Consider the following 16,215-nt stretch of genomic DNA (forward strand, 5'->3'; position numbering starts at 1 on the left):
CTGCGAGCGTCGGTCGGCCGCACCGGTGTCTGTTGGGATAATGCGATGGCTGAATCATTTTTCGGCGCCCTCAAAAACGAACTCGTGCACCGAACTACGTTCCCAACACGCGCACATGCGCACCAGGCGATCGTCCGCTACATCGAGATGTTCTACAATCGAAAACGCCTCCACTCCGGACTCGGCTACAAGACTCCCGCAGAAGTCCACGCCGAGTACGAGGAGTTGCAGGCAACGGCATAAGGAGAACCCTCAACGCCGCTGTCCGAGAAGCGCAGGGCCCCTCAGTCACCGACAGTCATAGTGGTACGCGGGTCCCCGGTGGTCGTGACGCGATCACTGACTGACGTCCTGCCGGACTGTCCTCGCCTTGATCTGTCCGGCTGCCGGGGTCCGGTTCACGGTGTCAGTCACTCGATGTCTCTTCCTTGATCATCAATTACACGGGAGACCGTACAGACCCGCCTGGCTTGCGAGGTGCCCCTGCGGGGGGCTGCCGCGGCCCCGTTCTTCGGTGGTGGCGCGGGGCTCACGGGCTGGTGCAGCGTTCGTGTGGACGAGGTCGGGGTCCACGCTCGTACGGCCGTCTCCTCTGCACCGTCAACTGGGCGTCGTTCTCCCGGTGCCAGGAGACCGAGAACCTGTTTGGGTTGTCCGTCGACGACACGGTGGGCGGAATGTGTGTGCTGCCCAAGGGCGGGTGAGGGATGCGGAGGGTGTTGGGCGGCTGGGGGAGTTGGCCGGCAATATGTGGCGTCGGGGTGACTTGTTCTGATCAGCGGGCGCGCGGTGATGTGGGGTCGGTAGCGATTTGATCACGGGTTTCGTGCGATTCCGTACAGGTCTGTACATCGCGTGCGGTGGCGAAGAAGGATGCCTGCGGCGATCTTGTGCGGCCCGGATGCGTGTGGCCGCCGTCCACCGTTTCTGAAATGAGCGTCCCTTGAGCACCGTTTCGCCTCCCGAGCAGCCCGACGAGTCCTCGATTCCCGATGAGCAGTGGGATTCGTTCCTACGGGATGCCGTTGAGGGGGATGGGAAAAGCGCCGCGCCGAAGGAGCCGTCGGCGCGGGCTCGGATGGTGGCTCGGCGGTTGCGGGAGCAGGATGAGGACGCGGCCGGCGGTGGTCGGCGGCGGTGGGGGCGGAAGACGGTGCCGGAGCCGCAGGCGTGGACTCCGTCGGGGTGGCGGACCGGGCCAGCCTGGCAGGAGATGAATGGGAAGGTCGCTCGGCGGCGCAAGGCGGCTTCTGTGGTGGGGGTGTTGCTGGCAGTGGGGCTGGCCGTCGTTGCCGTGCGGCCGTCGCTGGTGCTGGATCGGATCCAGGGGCGGGAGTCGGGTGGGACGGGGGCGGTCGCGTCGCCGTCGCCGTTGCCTGCCGAGACGGCGTTGCCGACCGCGGGGCCGGGTGAGGTGGAGCAGTACGCGTTGCCCACGCGGGAGCAGCCGTTCCTCGGGTCGCCCGCAGCGCAGTGGGCCGACGGGGCCGATGCGATCGAGCTGCCTGCCACCAAGGCGGTGCCGGGGATGAGCAGGGAGGATGTGGCGCTTGCCCTGCGTCGCACCAAGGAGTTCCTTGTGGCCGCCAATCTGGATCCGGCCGTTCTTCGGGGTGGGCAGCCCGACAAGGCGCTTGCGTTGCTCGACCCGAAGCAGTCGGATGTCGTGTCCGATGTGCGGCGGTCGCTGCGTAAGCCGACGCATGAGAACGAACCCATCCGGTTCTTCAGCCGGTTCGATCCGGATGAGGTGGTCCTGGCCGGTGAGGTGGTCAAGGTGCGTGGGCACATGACGTTCGAGGCCGCGCGGCGGGGTGAGGTGCGGGTGCACGCCGACTACAGCTTCGTCTACCCGGTTGTCAGGGCTCATGGGGACAGTGATGTGGTGGCGCGCACCATCATCCGGCGGTATCTGACGGTGACCGTGGCCGACCCGCGTCAGTGGCTGGCGACCGAGGACAAGCTCTGGTTGGAAGCTTGGGACGCGAGTTACGGCAACGATGACTGCGGGGTCGACGACGGCTACTTCCACCCGAGCTTCCCCGACGAGACCGCGACCGGAGCACCCCCGACTGGTCCGGCCGAGGACCCGTACGACCGCAGCCGCTCGCTGAACGACGACTCTGGGGTCGAGGGCGAGGAGTGTGGCGTGGTCAGCCGGACCTGATGGATTAGCCCGATGCGAGGACCGCATTCGAGGCGCCCGCGACACCGGCCTGCGCAACCTGCCCCTGCACGACACCGCCCAGAACCGGATCTGGCTGAAGATCATCTACCTCGCACTCGACCTCCTCGCCTGGATGCCGATGCTTGCCCTGACCGGCCAAACCCGCCGCTGGGAACCGAAGAAGCTCCGCCTGCGCCTGTTCTCCGCCGCCGCTCAGCTCGTGAACACCGGCCGCCGCCACTGGCTTCGCTTCACCGCCCGATGGCCCTGGACCGACATCATCACCCACGCGATCGGCAGGCTCCACAGCCTCCCGAACCCCGGCTGACCAGCAACTTCGACCACCCCGACAACCCGCATCACCACACCGGCGAAGTGGAACCCGGCGCCCACCCGACGCGACAGCCGGGACCTCAACCTGCCCCAGCCCCGAAAAGACCCCACCACACAGACACAGAATCCCCGCCAACAAGCTGACGGGGACTCATGAACGATCGAGGCTGTTGAGTTGAGACGTCGAACACAGTGGCCCGGTATGTGAAGATGCGGGCCGTCGGCCAGCACCCTGACCAGCGCCGTCACCGGGCCCGCGCGATCGACGACTCTCTGCCGAAGATCGAGGAACTGGTGGTCCGTTCGCAGGGCAAGATACGCGCGGACGTGGTGCACAAGAGGATCGTCGCGATGGGCTTCACCGGCGGGGAACGCACCACCCGCCGCACCGTTGCCGAGGCGAAAGCCCAGTTCAGGGCCGGTCGGCGACGGGTCTATCGGCCCTGGGCGTGTTGACTGAACTACGGGACGTTCTCTCCTTGTTCTTCGGACAGGCGGGAAGCGGGGTGGTTACGGTCCCCTGCCATGGCTGAAGGTGACGATCTACCGAGAAACCTTGAGCTCGCTGGTGGTCCCTCGGGTGGGCTCGCTCGTGGAGGCCGGCGATCTGTGGGAGCCGTATCAGCTGGTTGATCCCGTGGGGGTCCCGGGGTGTGCGGTGACCGCGTATCTGCACGAGTTGCAGGCGGCGGGTCGGCCCGCGACGACTCAGCGTTCTTACGGCATGGATCTGCTGCGGTGGTTCCGCTTCTTGTGGGCGATCGAGATACCGTGGAACGAGGCGACGAGGATCGAGGCCCGCGACTTCTCGCGGTGGATCCAGATCACCGCCAAGCCTCCCCGACGCCGACGTACAGCCCAACGTGCACAACCGCGTACAGACCGGGCCGTGAATCCGATCACCGGGAAGCGGCCGATCGGAACGACCTATGCCTCCTCGACGGTCGCGCACAGCGAGACGGTGCTCCGCAGCTTCTACGCCCACCACCTGGAGGCCGGAACCGGTCCGCTGGTGAACCCGTTTCCACTGGCCAGGGCGCCTCGGGTGAACTCGCACCACAACCCGATGGAACCGTGGCGCCCGCAGCGGTCGGGGCTGTTCCGGCCGCGGCAGCCTCAGCGAACTCCCCGGCAGATCCCCGATGAGGTCTTCAACGAACTGTTCGCGAGGCTGTCCTCGGACCGCGACCGGGCTCGGCCACGGCTCCGGCCGCCGTGGCCGAGGCGGCGTAGCCGTGCGGAAACGCCGGGCCGCCTGTACCACCGGGCAGCCCGGCTTGATGTTCTTTCGGGGTACGGCAGCGGGACGACGTGTGTCACCGCCCCCGAGGCTCTGGTGGCCGTGGGCTCAGCGGGTGGCCGGTCTGGGACACGCCGCCTTGTCGGCCCGGCAGGCGGCCATGACGTCGTAGAAGAGGAGTACCGCGAGCACGGCGATCGCGGCCGGGCCGAGCGCGCCGAGGACTCTCCAGCTTCGCCGGGCCGGTGCGCTTTCCCGCCATGCCTCGGGTGTGAGGAACAGGGCCACGTGCAAGAGGGCGAAGGCGCAGAACAGGGCTGCCGCGACCACCTCCATGAAGATCACCGGGCCGGGGTCGCCCGGGCCGGGATCCGGCCCGGCCGGGCCGGTCACAGGACCGCCCTCTCCTGATGGCGGTCAGGAGAGCTGGATACCCCGGCCGGGGCCGCGTCCCGGCTGGCGCCGAGGGCGAATTCGGCGGCCCCGTGAGGCCGCCCGTTGATCTGGAGTCGCACGCGGTGGAGCCCGGGGTGGTAGCGACGCGTGCTGAGCTCCCGGAAGGAATGCCTGCGGACGCCCGACCAGCACTCGCCCGAGGCGAGGTCTCGACGGGTGAGTTTGAAGACCTTGGGGGAGAGGCTTCCGTTCGCCTTGCGGTAGTGGACGACGTAGTCGATGGCGAGACGGGCGGGACGGGTCCCGGTGTTGGCGATCTCGTAGCCGAAGACCAGCTCCTCACCCAGGCGTACGTGGGGTGTGCAGACATCGGGGCCGACGACCCGAACGCGCACATCGGGGTCGTGGCCGAGGAGCGCCAGAGCGTCGCGGTCGCTGGCCTTGAGGAGCGTGCGCAGTCCGTGGCGGACCAGGGCCGTTGTGGTGGGCGCGGGCTCGGCGAGCCAGCGGCCGGCGGTGGCCACGGCCGTACCGGGGTGATCGCGGCTGATGTCGTTGAGGTGGTTGGCCACGGAGCGTCTGACGTAGGCGCTCGGGTCCCGGTACAGCGCGTCCAGGACGGGCAGGGCCGGGGCGGGATCGGCGACGAACGCGGTCAGCCGGGGTGCCCATGGCAGGCGCGGGCGGGTGCTCTCGCTCGCCAGGCGGCGGACGTGCGGATCGGGATGGCGGGTCCACCGCATGGCCCGGTCCAGGGCCCGCGGCGCATCGGCGCCGAAGAAGGGGCGTACCGCCATCTCCGCGGTGAGCAGCGGAGAGAGCTCTGCGAGCAGATCGAGCGCGGGCTCGAACACGCCGTCCTCCAGCGCGCGTTCGGAGACTGCCGCGTTGACGGGGAAGGTCATCCAGCCGGTGAAGTCAGCTCGGCGCAGGGCCGCGCGGACGACGTCGGCGAAGGCCGGGTAGGCGTCCGGAAGGTCGGCGAGGACGGCCTCCTTCACCGCGGTGACGCGTCGGCTGAAGGCCAGGCCCTCCAGCAGGGCTCCGCAGTCGCGGAGGGCGGTGGCCGGTGCGGCGCCCGCTGCCGCAATGACGGTAGCGAGCCGGTCGGCGGTGTGTGCGTTGATCAGTTCGTCGGCCGTGGGCACGGCTTTCCCTTCTCGTAGGGGCCGGTACGGGCGGCGCGCTCGGCCGCCTGGTCGATGCGCCGCCGGCACCGCTTCGGCTACTGCTGGGTGCTGTGCAGTATCTCGGCGTGCCGCATCTCGTGGACCTCGCCGATCAGGCTGAAGAACCCGGCGGCGGCGGGATCGCCGGGCATCTCGCTCGCCGCGCGTGCGGCAGCCTCGGGGGAGGCCCAAAGGAGAAGGTCGAGGAACGAGCCGTCCTCACAGTGGGCGAGGTGCGCGCCGAGGAAGTCACTTCCGTAGCGCTCACGCAGGAGGGAGATCAGCCGGTCGCGCTGGGCGGTCAGTTCCGCCGGGTCGGTGGTCTCGAAGCGGACGTACTCGATGGTCGCACTCACAGGAAGTTCCTCTCGAAAAGCATTTCACGGGTTTGTGACTTCAAATCCGTGATCAAAGCTATCACGTGTTTGGCGGAGCGAATCCGTGCTTCCGGTAGGTTGGGCGTATGACGCTCAGGAACCTGCGCGAGATGCCGTGGATCGGAGAGCTGCCGGTACTGGATCTGGCTAACACCGTCCTCGTCGGAGCCGGACCCGCGGGCGAGGAGGTCGACCTGCTGACCGATCCGGAGCTGCTGGCCTCCTGGCGGGATAAGGCCGTCGACCGGGAGCTCGCCGACCTGCCCCTGGAGGACTTGGCGGACCTGCGCGCCCCGCTCAGGGAGGCACTGGACGCGGCGGCACGGCAGGCGCCGCTGCCGAGACCGGCGCGGGCGCGGCTCAACGCCCTGGCCGCGCGGGCCCCGGTGACGTTTCGAGTCGACGACGCCGGCCGACTCACGGAGCACGAGGCCGGCGGGCCGGTCGCGGCGGCGGTCGCCCGGCAGGCACTGGTGCTCGCCGCCGGGCCGGAGCAAGCACGGCTGCGGCGCTGCCCCGCACCGAGCTGCGGGATGTTCTTCCTCGCGCGCAGGAGGGATCAGGCGTGGTGCTCGATCGGCTGCGGCAACCGTGCACGCGCCGCCCGCAGGAGTGAGCAGCGCACGGACTGAACCCGGCCCGGCCTCGCCCCGAGTTGTCCCTGCCTCCATCAGCCGCCGATGAGTTCTCCCGTGAGGCGTGGCAGGTGGTGCAGGGAGATCAGGTGGGCGTGGATGGCGCCCAGATAGCCCTTGACAATGAGACCTATCAGGTCGGCGAGGGATCGCCGAGGCTGAAGCTCTGCAGTCTCTCTTCGTCGACCACCCAGTATTCTCCGAGCGCGACGGAGGCGCCGTCGGCTCCCGTCACCGTCAGCGTCTCCTGCTTCAGCAGGCCGAGACGGAGCAGCTCCTTCGTGAAGTCTGGGTCCGCTGCGTCTCCGTGACGCACCACTGCAGGAGTTCGAGACGGTCGGCCAGGACTGGCGCGGGGGAGCCGTCGTCCTGGAAGAGGCGATCACCGTCGATGGTGCTCCAGCCCTCGTAGTCGGCGTCGAAACCCACGCCAAATTGTCCGTCCTGTTCCTCGACAGGGAAGAACGGGTACGCGCGGATCATGGCCGGCCGGTATGTGTGGGGGGCGCCAACTCCCGTCTGCCGTGACGTACTGGTTGCGGCCCTCTGCTGAAGACCCTGCAGGGCGCAGGGTGTGAGCCCGGTCGGCCCCTCGGAGAGGACGATGGGTAAGCCACCGCGGCCTTGGCGAACTCCGCCGCCTGGAGCGAGACGAGGTGCTCCGTGCCGGCGAAACGCGCCTTCCGTGGCAAGGTCATACGGAGTAGCGCGTGGTCTTCCCTGTTCAACGGCACGATCTGCATGGGATCTCCCTTCGATTCAGAAGTCACGTTTTTCTATACATAAATCCGTGACGGACGATATCAGTTCCCCTACTGGCGGGGATCGGCGCCGTCCAAGTGCCGAGCAGCCGCAGCGCGGCGTCCACGCGGACGCCGGGTGCCGTGAAGACGATCGGGGAAAGACTCTCGTCGCCGGCCTGCGTTCGCCCCGGCCCAAGTCCGGGAGTGCCTCGAAAGCCAAGGTCGTGTACGGGACTTGGTGCCAGGGAGGCGCATCCGCCGGGAGGCGCCTCGTCCTGCGCCCGTCGGCACTCCGGGGGTGGGAGTGCTGATCACCACGGTGGCACGGAGGCAGGCCACCGCGCTCGATCACGGCACGAACTCGTTCATCAGCCTGAGGTTGTGGCGGAGAGGCAGGTCCGCAGTTCGGTTTCGTCGGCGTTGCCGCCGGTGCACATGACCGCCACTCGCTGGCCTGCGAGGCTTCCTGGCAGTGTACGCAGGCCCGGCGCCTCGGCCTCCCGCTCGGCGGCAGCCGCCTTGCCTCCCGCTCCCTTGGAACCGACCAGCCCGCCCGGCCTGAGCACTACGGCGAGCAGCACAGTCCGTTTCGCGGCTGCCCACCCCACGACCAGCGTCATCAGCTTCGCTGCCGCGAACGCACCCATGCCCTCCTTCGACTTCGGGAACCGCACCAGCTCAGTCGCGAGAACGCGGGTGGGTCTCCTCGGCGTCGCCGATGATCCCGGTCGCGGCCTGTCGGCTCTGAGGTTCCGGGTGCGGTCCTACGACCCGGGACCCCACTCGTTGGCCCCGAGGTGGCGCGCGAGAAGCGACAACGCGGAGAAGGAAGCCGACGGCCCCTGGAGAAGGCCGTCCAACTCCAGCGCCCGGGGAGGGCATGTCGGGCGAGGCTGCTCACGCCCGACGGGAGCCCGGCCCGGGCGGAGGCGAGCGCGCGAGCCAGGTCATCGGGGTCAGGGCGTCCATCGAAGGGCTCATGACGTACGCCCCGCCTTGGGGGCCGGGGCGGCGTCAGGGATCGGCGAAGAGCGTCAGTGTGGCGCGGACGGCTCGTTCGAACGGCTCCGTGCTGCCGCTCGCCCGGCACAGCACCTGTGCGCCTTCGAGAAGGGCGACCAGCAAGGCAGCCTTTTCCTCCGCGTCGGCCGCCGCGAGTCCCGCCTCCGTCAGGGTCCGGGCGAGCTGTTCCGTCCACGAGGCGAACGTCGCGGCGGCAGCCTGGCGCAGCTCGCCACTCTCCTCGTCCGCGGGAACGGTCACGGCGGCGACGGCGCACCCGGCACCCTGTGCGGCAGCCCGGGCGACCGGCCGCGCGAACTCCGCGAAAGCCGCGGCGACAACCTTCGGGTCGGCCGTGCCGAGCTCCGCCAGCCGGTCGCGCACCTCACGGCCGTGCTGCGTGACGGCCTCTGCGGCCAACTGGTTCTTGCCGCCGGGGAAGTGGTGGTAGATGGCGCCGCGGGCCGCCCCACTCCGCGCGAGCACATCGGTGAACGACATGCCCTGCAAGCCACGTTGCCGCAACGCCTCGACCGCGGCGTCCACCATCCGGCTCCGGGTCTCCTTGGCCATCCCGCCGCCCTCCCTGTGCCTTCCCACTTGACTAGGACGCCCATCCTACTCCAGAGTTCTTCTCGCTAGGACGTACGTACTAGTCGATCGCTTGTCATCGAACCGAGGAGCACACTCATGCCCATCGCCGTCATCGCTTCCGCCGGCGCCCTCACTCCGACCGGCGAGCGGGAGATCATTCCGCAGCTCTCCGAGGCGCTCATCGAGGTGAGCGGTCTGACCGGCAACACCTTCTTCACGCCTATGGTCGCCGGCGTACTGCACCTGCTCGACCCCCAGCACGTGTACGCGGGCGGAACCAACCGATCCCTCGTACTGATCGAACTCAAGCTGCCCGACATCGGCCTGCCGTCCGTCGAAGCCCGTGCCTCCTTCATCGAGAGGGCCACCGACATCGCGTACAAGCTCATGACGCCCGGCCACGACCGCGACGACATCCGGATCAACATCGTCAACGCCCCGGACGGAGGCTGGGGCATGGGAGGCCACGCCTACACCGGGGAGCGCCTGGTGGAAGCCATCACCCAGGCGGCCACCCCCGGGACGCACGCCTGACCGACCCGTCGGCGTACCGGCGACCCGAGACCCCCGCGGTGTCTCGGGTCGCCGGAAGGCGCGCCGAGCCCGGCGTCGACCAACGGCCGCTGCCTCTTTCGGTCTTGCCGGAAACCGGGCGGGGGTGCACCGGGCATGCAGTAACGGTCTCGGGAGGAATTGAGATCGGGGCATGCTCGCCTGGCGGTTCGGCTGGTGGGTGATCAGCAGGCGGCCTGTCGGAGGAGCACGATCTCAGTGCTGTGCCGGCGGCGGGTCGTCCTGCGGGCCGCGCGGTCGGAGACGAGTCCGGTGATCGCCAGGTGGGTCTCGGCGTAGCTCTCGCGGCGTCCGGTGTAGCGCTGCAGGGGGTGCCACTGCTTGAACTCGGCATTGGTGTGCTCCACGACGATCCGGCGGGAGGACTGGCGGCGCCTGGCCTCGCGCCAGCTCGCTTGTCGCCCTCGCTCGCCTCGTCCTTGGGCTTTCTCGGCGGAGCCGAGACCTGGCCCGGGAACTCGTTGGCCAGGCCCCGGTACCCCTCGTCCACCTCGGCCTTCACACTCGGGTGCTGACGGAGCTGCTCGGTGATGCCCTCGGTCTTGACCGCAGTCTGGTCGTGCATCCTGCCTGGCCGGATGACTCCCGAGAACAGCACGCGGCCCTGGTGGTCGCTGAATGTGGTGCTCTTGATGGTGTTCTGCTTCTTCTTGCCGGAGATGAACGCCTTGCGGCCGGGGCGTCCGGCCCGTGGGCGCCGTACCTGCACCTCGGCACCGTCGATGCGCAGGTCGACGTCCTCGGCCTCGGCGTAGGCGAACAGGTCTTCCAGGGTGCGCAGGCGCAGGCCCGGACGGTCGGGTACCGCGAAGCCGCGGGCCGCGAGCAGGGGCCGCACCTGCCGCACGGCGCCGGAGACGGTGGAGCGGTCGACGTCGTACAGCTCGGCCGGCGCTTCGTGCGGGATCCCCAGGCGCAGGCAGACCAGGGTGACCAGCAGCCGGTCGACGAAGACCAGCTTCGGCTTGCGCCCGGCTCCGGCGGCTCGCCTGCGCGTACCACCTCGCTGTTCGGCGAGCGCGGACTCGCGGGCCGATTCCCAGCGTGGCGCGAGTTCTTCGAGCAAATCGCCGAAGCGTTGGCGAGAGACACCGGTGAAGGCAGGATGGGACAAGGCCACGCGGAGTAGCTCGTGATTCACACCTTGAGAACCCGCGTGGCCGTCCTCCTGTCACGGCCCCCTCAACCACGGCCATTCCTCCCAAGGCCGTATGTGTCAAGTAGAGGCGTCAGTCGCATGGCGCTGCCGACACATGCCGGGCGGCCGCCGCCGGGCCTGTGGAAGCCGAGTCGGAGTCTCCGCCTTTCGACCGGTCGGAGTTGTACGGGCATCACAGGTTCTCCGTTCCGCGCAACGTGTGACGCTGGACGATCCGGGCGATGTCCCGCGCGGTGATGACGCCCATCAGGGACCGGCCGTCGGTGACCAGAATGGGCAGGCCGGTACCCGGGCGGAGCTTTTCCAGCGCGTCCTGAAGGAACTCGTCCGACGTGCAGGTGGTCAGGCGCGCGAGCGGGGTTGCCGCGTCGCGGACTCGCAGTGTCTGCCGCTGCTCGGCGGGGATGCGCGCGAGCCGGGGCAGGCGCAGCAGGCCGCTGGGCGTCCCCCGAAATCGGTCAGGACAAGCGTCGAGTGGAGGGAGCGCAGGGCCACGTCCTGGACGCAGCGTTCGACAGTGAACCAGTCCGGGCAGCTCTCCACGCGGCTCGACATGGCATCGGCCGCTCTCAGTCCGCGCAGCGCGGGGACCAATTGCGCGCGCTGACGTTCGGCACCGGCGATGATCAGGACGAAGAAGCCGACGACCGCCAGCCCCAGCCCGCCTAGGCCGTGTTTTGGAACTGAGCTCCTGACCACGCCTCGTGCCGTGATGATCTTGGTGTGGGGCGTGGGGATCTTTCGGATGAGCAGTGGTCGGTGCTGGAACCGTTGTTGCCGGTGGTGGGGGTCGGACGTCCGGCGCGGAACCGAAGGCGGTTGATCGATGGCGTGCGGTGGCGGGTGCGGACCGGTGCGCCATGGCGGGATCTGCCAGCTGAGTACGGACCCTGGCAGACCGTCTACGGGCTGTTCAGACGCTGGCAGCACGAGGGTGTGTGGTCCCGGATCCTGACCGCGTTGCAAGCGCGGGCCGATGCGGCCGGCCTGATCACGTGGGAGGTGAACGTCGACTCCACGATCTGTCGTGCCCATCAGCATGCTGCCGGTGCCCGCCGGGACGGAGCTGGACAGAAGGAACCGCCGGGCGGGGTGCGGACAGAGCCGGACGATCACGGGCTGGGCCGGTCGGGGGGGGCGGCTTCACCACGAAGATCCACCTGGCCTGTGAGCAGGGACAGGAGCCGTTGTCGCTGCTGATCACCGCTGGCCAGCGAGGTGACAGCCCGCAGTTCGAGCCGGTCCTCGAAGCAATTCGGGTACCCCGCACCGGTGGCGGACGCCCCCGGATGCGTCCGCTGCGGGTGCGGGGCGATAAGGCGTACTCCTCGCGCGCCAACCGCGCCTACTGCGACGCCGGGACGCGGTCCGCGACGACGAAGGCACCCGACCTCTGCCAAGGCTCATCTCTCCTTGCCCACATGTCCATGACCTTGCCTCCTCCTTCGCGCGGTTCCGGTAGAGCAGGGACCGCCGCTGATACGCCTGCCCCGCCGACCGTCGTCGGGCAGCACTCCTTGGGCCAGGCGGAGGACCGGCCACAGAAGGGAGTGAGGGTCTGCCCGGGGGAGGGGAACCGGTCCAGACGCTCTGGACCCCTGTCCGCTGCTCACCGGACGGCGCGGGCGCAGCTCGCGGTCACCACGTACGCTGCCCGCAGGGACCCGTTGCTCGCGGGAGTACTCATGACCACCATTGATCCACGCATGCAGGGGCGCGAGGCGTACGAGCGGCTGGCGTGGCGGGACGCGTACGAGCAGTTGTCGGCCGCCGACCGACAGGGCCAGCTGGAGGCCGATGATCTCGATCGGATGGCGCGGGCGGCGTACCTGATCGGAGCCATCGACGCGGCGACCGGGACCTGGGAGCGGGCCCACCACGCGTTCCTGAAGCGAGGGGAAGCGGCGCCGGCCGTGCGGTGTGCGTTCTGGGCCGGGCTCACGCTCGTCCTCCACGGCGAGCACGCCCGCGGCGGCGGATGGCTGGCGCGGGCGCAGAACATCCTTGAGAACACCGCGCTGGACTGCGCCGAGGAGGGGTACCTGCGCATCCCCATGGCGCTGCAGGCCCTGGACCGTGGCGATCCCGAGGCGGCGCGCCGCTCGTGCGTGGAGATCACCGAGATCGCCGACCGGTTCGACGACGCCGACCTGCGGGCGCTCGGGACACTGGGGCAGGGCCAGGCGCTGGTCGCGCAGGGCCGCGCGGCGCAGGGCGTCGCGATGCTGGACGAGGCCATGGTGGCGGTGACCACGGGAGAGGTGTCGCCGGTCACCGCCGGAATCGTCTACTGCGCCGTGATCCTCGCCTGCCGCGGAATCTTCGACCTTGGTCGCGTGCAGGAGTGGACGGCGGCGCTGAGCCGCTGGTGCGCCACGCAGCAGGACCTCAAGCCGTACCGGGGCCAGTGCCTGGTGCACCGTTCGGAGATCATGCAGCTGCGCGGTGAGTGGGCCGACGCCATGGACGAGGCGCGGCAGGCGTGCGAGCACCTGTCCGACCGGCCCGGTGACCCGGTGATGGGCATGGCGCTGTACCAGCGTGCCGAACTGTTCCGGCTGCGCGGCGACTTCTCCCGGGCCGAGAGCTACTACCGCGAGGCCATCGACCGGGGGCACCCGGCACAGCCGGGCCTGGCGCTGCTCCGCCTGGCGCAGGGCCGCCTCGATGACGCCGCCGCCGCGATCCGCCGGACGGTCGAGGAGACCGAGGGGGCGGAGGAACGGCCCAGAGTGCTCGTTGGCTGTGTGGAGATCGAGCTCGCCGCCGGAGCCGTCGAGAACGCTCAGGCCGCGGTGGACGAACTCGCCAAGATCGCTGCCGGTTTCGACTCGCCGTACCTGCGGGCGGTGGTCGCGAACGGGCACGGGTCCGTGCTCCTGGCGGCCGGTGAACCGGAGGGCGCGTGCGCGGTCCTGCGTGGTGCATGGGTGGCCTGGCACGAGATCGACGCTCCCTACGAAACCGCCCGGGTGCGGCTGCAGATGGCGCGGGCATGCCGCCGGATCGGCGACCACGACACGGCCGAGATGGAGCTGGAGGCCGCCCGCCGGGTCTTCGAGCAGCTGGGAGCGGTTCCGGCGCTGAAGGAGGTACGTCAGCTCATGGGCCGGGCGGGCCGGGCCCCGCACCCGAGTCGGGGAGGGCTGACCCCTCGCGAGGTCGAGGTGCTCCGCCTGATCGCAACCGGTGCGTCCAACCGGGAGATCGCGGACAGGCTCGTCATCAGCGACAAGACCGTTGCCCGGCACGTGAGCAACATGTTCACTAAGCTGGGTGTCTCCTCGCGGGCCGCGGCCACCGCGTACGCCTATGAGCACGACCTCGCATAGGGCCTGTCCGCCTGCACAGAATTACCCACACCGCAGGCTCCGGCCGAGTTGGTCGATACGACCGATGCGGATGCCGCCGCCGGAAGCGGACCCTTTCCTCATAGACCGCACCGGTCTCAAGGGGCTGGAAGGCACTGACGAGGGAGTCCGTGATGAGCAGACAGGACAGGACAGCGCGCCCGGAGCGGCCCGACGGTCAGCAGGCCCGCGACCTGCTCCTCGCCGCGATGCCGCTGACGGAGCGGCGACTTCAGCTGGCGACGGTGTCCACCGCCGTCCTGGAAGGCGGTGACGGCCCGCCCCTCGTGCTGCTGCACGGCCAGGGTGAGTTCGCCGCCATCTGGATCCGGGTTCTCCCCGACCTGGTCAGGACCCACCGGGTGATCGTTCCTGACCTGCCCGGCCATGGCGCATCGCTGGTACGCGATGGCCGACTCGACGCCGAAACGGTCCTGACGTGGCTCGACGAGCTGATCGACCAGACCTGCCAGGGCAGGCCGCCGGTACTGGTCGGACACCTGCTGGGTGGCGCGATCGCCGCGCGGTACGCGGTGCACCATGGCGACCGCCTCGCCCACCTGATCCTGGTCCAGACGCTGGGCCTGGCCCTGTTCCGGCCGACGCCGAGCTTCGCGCTGCCCATGATGGGCTTCGTGGCCCGGCCCACACCGAAGAGCCGAGACCGCCTATTCAGCCACTGCTTCCTCGACATGGACCGGGTGGAAGAGCAGACGGGAGAGCAGTGGCAGCCGCTGCTGGACTACGCCCTGGACCGCGCCCGCACCCCGAGCGTGCAGACGGCGCTACGCAGCCTCATCCGACGGGTCGCCATGCCTGCGATCCCGTCCGGCGATCTCACGCAGATCGACGTCCCCACCGACCTGATCCACGGTCGGTACGGCCTCCAGGTAGGGCTACGCACCGCGCAGGCTGCGAGCGTCCGGTACGGCTGGCCCTTGCACGTGATCGAGGACTGCCGGGACGACCCCGCCACGGAGCAGCCCGAGCTCTTCCTCGACGCGCTGCGCACCGCGATGGGGCCAACGAGGAAGGAGCAGTCGGCATGAGCACGAGAATGTTCGAGGTCGCAGGGCTCGGCGGCGGGCACGTCGGCCTGACCTCTGCCCAGATCGAGCAGCTCAGCACCCGGATCGAAGGGCCCCTGCTCACGGCCGGAGACGAAGGCTGGGACGACGCCGTCCTGGTCTGGAACGCCATGGTCGCGGCGAAGCCGGCACTGGTCGTCCAGCCCGCCTCCGCCCGGGACGTGGCCACGACCGTCCGGTTCGCCGCGGACCACGGCCTGCTGCTGAGCATCAAGGGCGGCGGCCACAACATCGCCGGAACGGCACTTGCCGACGGTGGGCTGACCCTCGACATGTCCCGCATGCGCGAGGTCACCGTAGACCCGCCCGCCCGCCTCGCGCACGTCGGCCCGGGATGCCTGCTGCAGGACGTCGACCGGGCGACCCAGCAATACGGCCTCGCGACGGTGCTCGGATTCGTATCCGAGACGGGAATCGCCGGTCTGACCCTCGGCGGCGGATTCGGCTACCTGACGCGCCGGTTCGGCTGGGCGGCCGACAACCTGGAGGAGGTCGAGATCGTCACAGCGGACGGAAGGACACGGACCGCCGACCGGGCGGAGAACCCGGATCTGTTCTGGGCGATCCGGGGCGGTGGCGGCAACTTCGGCGTCGTCACCCGCTTCACCTTCCGGCTGCACGAGGTCGGCCCCGTCATCACAGGCGGCCTGGCCGCCTGGAGCGCCGACCGGGCGGACGAGGTGCTGGCCACGTACCGGGAACTCACCGCGGCCGCTCCCCGCGAACTGACGGCGGTGGCGCTCATCCGGCTCGCGCCGCCTGCACCGTTCGTCCCGAACGAGTGGCACCTCAAGCCCGTCGCCGCACTGCTCGTCTGCCACAGTGGCGCGAACGCCGAGGCCGACCTCGCCCCGCTCCGCACCCTTGGAGAACCGATCTTCAACCTGATCGGCGCGAAGCCGTACGCGGCCCAGCAGTCGATGCTCGATGCGATGGAGCCCAAGGGGCTGAACCAGTACTGGAAGGCCGAGTTCCTCCCCGGCCTGCCGGGCGAGTACCTCCCCACCTTCCGGGACGCCGCGCTGGAGGTCGCGTCCCCCCTGTCGTTCTCCGTCATCTTCCACCTCGCGGGTGCGCTCAACGAGTCCGACGGGGACGGCGGAGCTGCCAGCAACCGGGAAGCCCGGTTCATCAGCGGCTTCTCCGGAGTGTGGCCTCCGCACGCCGACGGCGACGGGATCGTGGCCGCCGTCCGCAAGGGATGGGAGCGGATCCGTCCGTTCTCGACCGGCGGGAACTACGTCAACTTCCAGCTGGCCGAGGACAACGCCACCAGAACCGCCGACGCGTACCGGGGCAACTACGAGCGCCTCCGTCAGATCAAGGCGGAGTACGACCCGGACAACGTCTTCCGAGTCAACCGCAACATCCGGCCAGGCAGATGAGGGG

General features: G+C 69.5%; 15 protein-coding genes and 4 pseudogenes. 10 read left to right on the forward strand and 9 right to left on the reverse strand.

Annotated elements, in window-relative coordinates; genetic code table 11:
- The 4 genes and pseudogenes from F7R91_RS39340 to F7R91_RS39355 all read left to right on the forward strand — a co-directional run.
- On the forward strand, positions 1–243 hold a 243-nt coding region (locus F7R91_RS39340; RefSeq protein WP_191971856.1), incomplete at its 5' end, for an integrase core domain-containing protein.
- A 700-nt stretch (positions 244–943) separates the two neighbouring features.
- The gene (locus tag F7R91_RS39345) at positions 944–2,167 is read left to right on the forward strand and encodes a hypothetical protein (RefSeq protein ID WP_150958367.1); all 1,224 of its coding nucleotides are present in this window, start codon (positions 944–946) and stop codon (positions 2,165–2,167) included.
- 7 nt (positions 2,168–2,174) lie between these two features.
- Positions 2,175–2,495 (forward strand): annotated as a pseudogene (locus F7R91_RS39350) (transposase); the annotation flags it as partial.
- 191 nt (positions 2,496–2,686) lie between these two features.
- Positions 2,687–2,947, forward strand: a pseudogene (locus F7R91_RS39355) (IS21 family transposase); the annotation flags it as partial.
- A gap of 901 nt (positions 2,948–3,848) precedes the next feature.
- On the opposite strand, the gene F7R91_RS39360 reads toward F7R91_RS39355, so the two are convergent.
- The 3 genes from F7R91_RS39360 to F7R91_RS39370 form a co-directional block, all read right to left on the reverse strand.
- Positions 3,849–4,133, reverse strand: coding sequence for a hypothetical protein (locus F7R91_RS39360; RefSeq protein ID WP_150958369.1), 285 nt, complete (start codon positions 4,131–4,133; stop codon positions 3,849–3,851).
- Entirely contained in the window at positions 4,130–5,284 is a 1,155-nt protein-coding gene (locus F7R91_RS39365) for a DNA alkylation repair protein (protein ID WP_150958371.1), read from the reverse strand. Before F7R91_RS39365 ends, F7R91_RS39360 begins: the two co-directional genes overlap by 4 nt.
- A 77-nt stretch (positions 5,285–5,361) precedes the next feature.
- A complete protein-coding gene (locus F7R91_RS39370) occupies positions 5,362–5,661 on the reverse strand; it encodes a hypothetical protein (protein ID WP_150958373.1) in 300 nt (99 codons plus the stop codon).
- Positions 5,662–5,768: 107 nt separating this feature from the next.
- Here F7R91_RS39370 and F7R91_RS39375 point away from each other — a divergent pair, with 107 nt between their 5' ends.
- On the forward strand, positions 5,769–6,314 hold the full coding sequence (locus tag F7R91_RS39375; protein ID WP_150958375.1) for an ABATE domain-containing protein: 546 nt from the start codon (positions 5,769–5,771) through the stop codon (positions 6,312–6,314).
- 255 nt (positions 6,315–6,569) lie between these two features.
- On the opposite strand, the gene F7R91_RS43740 is transcribed toward F7R91_RS39375, so the two are convergent.
- The 3 genes from F7R91_RS43740 to F7R91_RS39395 form a co-directional block, all read right to left on the reverse strand.
- Positions 6,570–7,076, reverse strand: coding sequence for a SapC family protein (locus tag F7R91_RS43740; protein ID WP_150958410.1), 507 nt, complete (start codon positions 7,074–7,076; stop codon positions 6,570–6,572).
- A gap of 352 nt (positions 7,077–7,428) precedes the next feature.
- A complete protein-coding gene (locus tag F7R91_RS39390) occupies positions 7,429–7,707 on the reverse strand; it encodes a hypothetical protein (RefSeq protein WP_150958379.1) in 279 nt (92 codons plus the stop codon).
- A 367-nt stretch (positions 7,708–8,074) separates the two neighbouring features.
- On the reverse strand, positions 8,075–8,635 hold the full coding sequence (locus F7R91_RS39395) for a TetR/AcrR family transcriptional regulator (protein WP_150958381.1): 561 nt from the start codon (positions 8,633–8,635) through the stop codon (positions 8,075–8,077).
- Positions 8,636–8,752: 117 nt separating this feature from the next.
- On the opposite strand from F7R91_RS39395, the gene F7R91_RS39400 reads away from it, so the two are divergent.
- Complete coding sequence (locus F7R91_RS39400; RefSeq protein ID WP_150958383.1) at positions 8,753–9,190, forward strand: tautomerase family protein; 438 nt, start codon at positions 8,753–8,755, stop codon at positions 9,188–9,190.
- 203 nt (positions 9,191–9,393) lie between these two features.
- Here the strand turns inward: F7R91_RS39400 and F7R91_RS43445 are convergent, their stop codons facing one another.
- The 3 genes and pseudogenes from F7R91_RS43445 to F7R91_RS44560 all read right to left on the reverse strand — a co-directional run bounded on the left by F7R91_RS43445 (position 9,394) and on the right by F7R91_RS44560 (position 10,983).
- Positions 9,394–9,576 (reverse strand): hypothetical protein, encoded by a 183-nt coding sequence (locus F7R91_RS43445; protein ID WP_225321070.1) that lies wholly within the window; start codon positions 9,574–9,576, stop codon positions 9,394–9,396.
- A gap of 176 nt (positions 9,577–9,752) precedes the next feature.
- Positions 9,753–10,370 (reverse strand): annotated as a pseudogene (locus F7R91_RS39405) (transposase family protein); the annotation flags it as partial.
- Positions 10,371–10,560: 190 nt separating this feature from the next.
- Positions 10,561–10,983, reverse strand: a complete 423-nt coding sequence (locus F7R91_RS44560; protein ID WP_225321068.1) for a CBS domain-containing protein — start codon at positions 10,981–10,983, stop codon at positions 10,561–10,563.
- 128 nt (positions 10,984–11,111) lie between these two features.
- Here F7R91_RS44560 and F7R91_RS39415 point away from each other — a divergent pair.
- From F7R91_RS39415 to F7R91_RS39430, 4 genes and pseudogenes are all read left to right on the forward strand, one after another.
- Positions 11,112–11,737: pseudogene (locus F7R91_RS39415) on the forward strand (IS5 family transposase); the annotation flags it as partial.
- A 336-nt stretch (positions 11,738–12,073) separates the two neighbouring features.
- Positions 12,074–13,720 (forward strand): LuxR C-terminal-related transcriptional regulator, encoded by a 1,647-nt coding sequence (locus F7R91_RS39420; RefSeq protein WP_331000722.1) that lies wholly within the window; start codon positions 12,074–12,076, stop codon positions 13,718–13,720.
- 152 nt (positions 13,721–13,872) lie between these two features.
- Complete coding sequence (locus F7R91_RS39425; protein WP_150958387.1) at positions 13,873–14,787, forward strand: alpha/beta fold hydrolase; 915 nt, start codon at positions 13,873–13,875, stop codon at positions 14,785–14,787.
- Complete coding sequence (locus tag F7R91_RS39430) at positions 14,784–16,211, forward strand: FAD-binding oxidoreductase (protein WP_225321062.1); 1,428 nt, start codon at positions 14,784–14,786, stop codon at positions 16,209–16,211. Before F7R91_RS39425 ends, F7R91_RS39430 begins: the two co-directional genes overlap by 4 nt.
- Positions 16,212–16,215 lie beyond the last annotated feature (4 nt).

Source organism: Streptomyces luteolifulvus (genome assembly GCF_008806595.1).
Taxonomy (GTDB): Bacteria; Actinomycetota; Actinomycetes; order Streptomycetales; family Streptomycetaceae; genus Streptomyces; species Streptomyces luteolifulvus.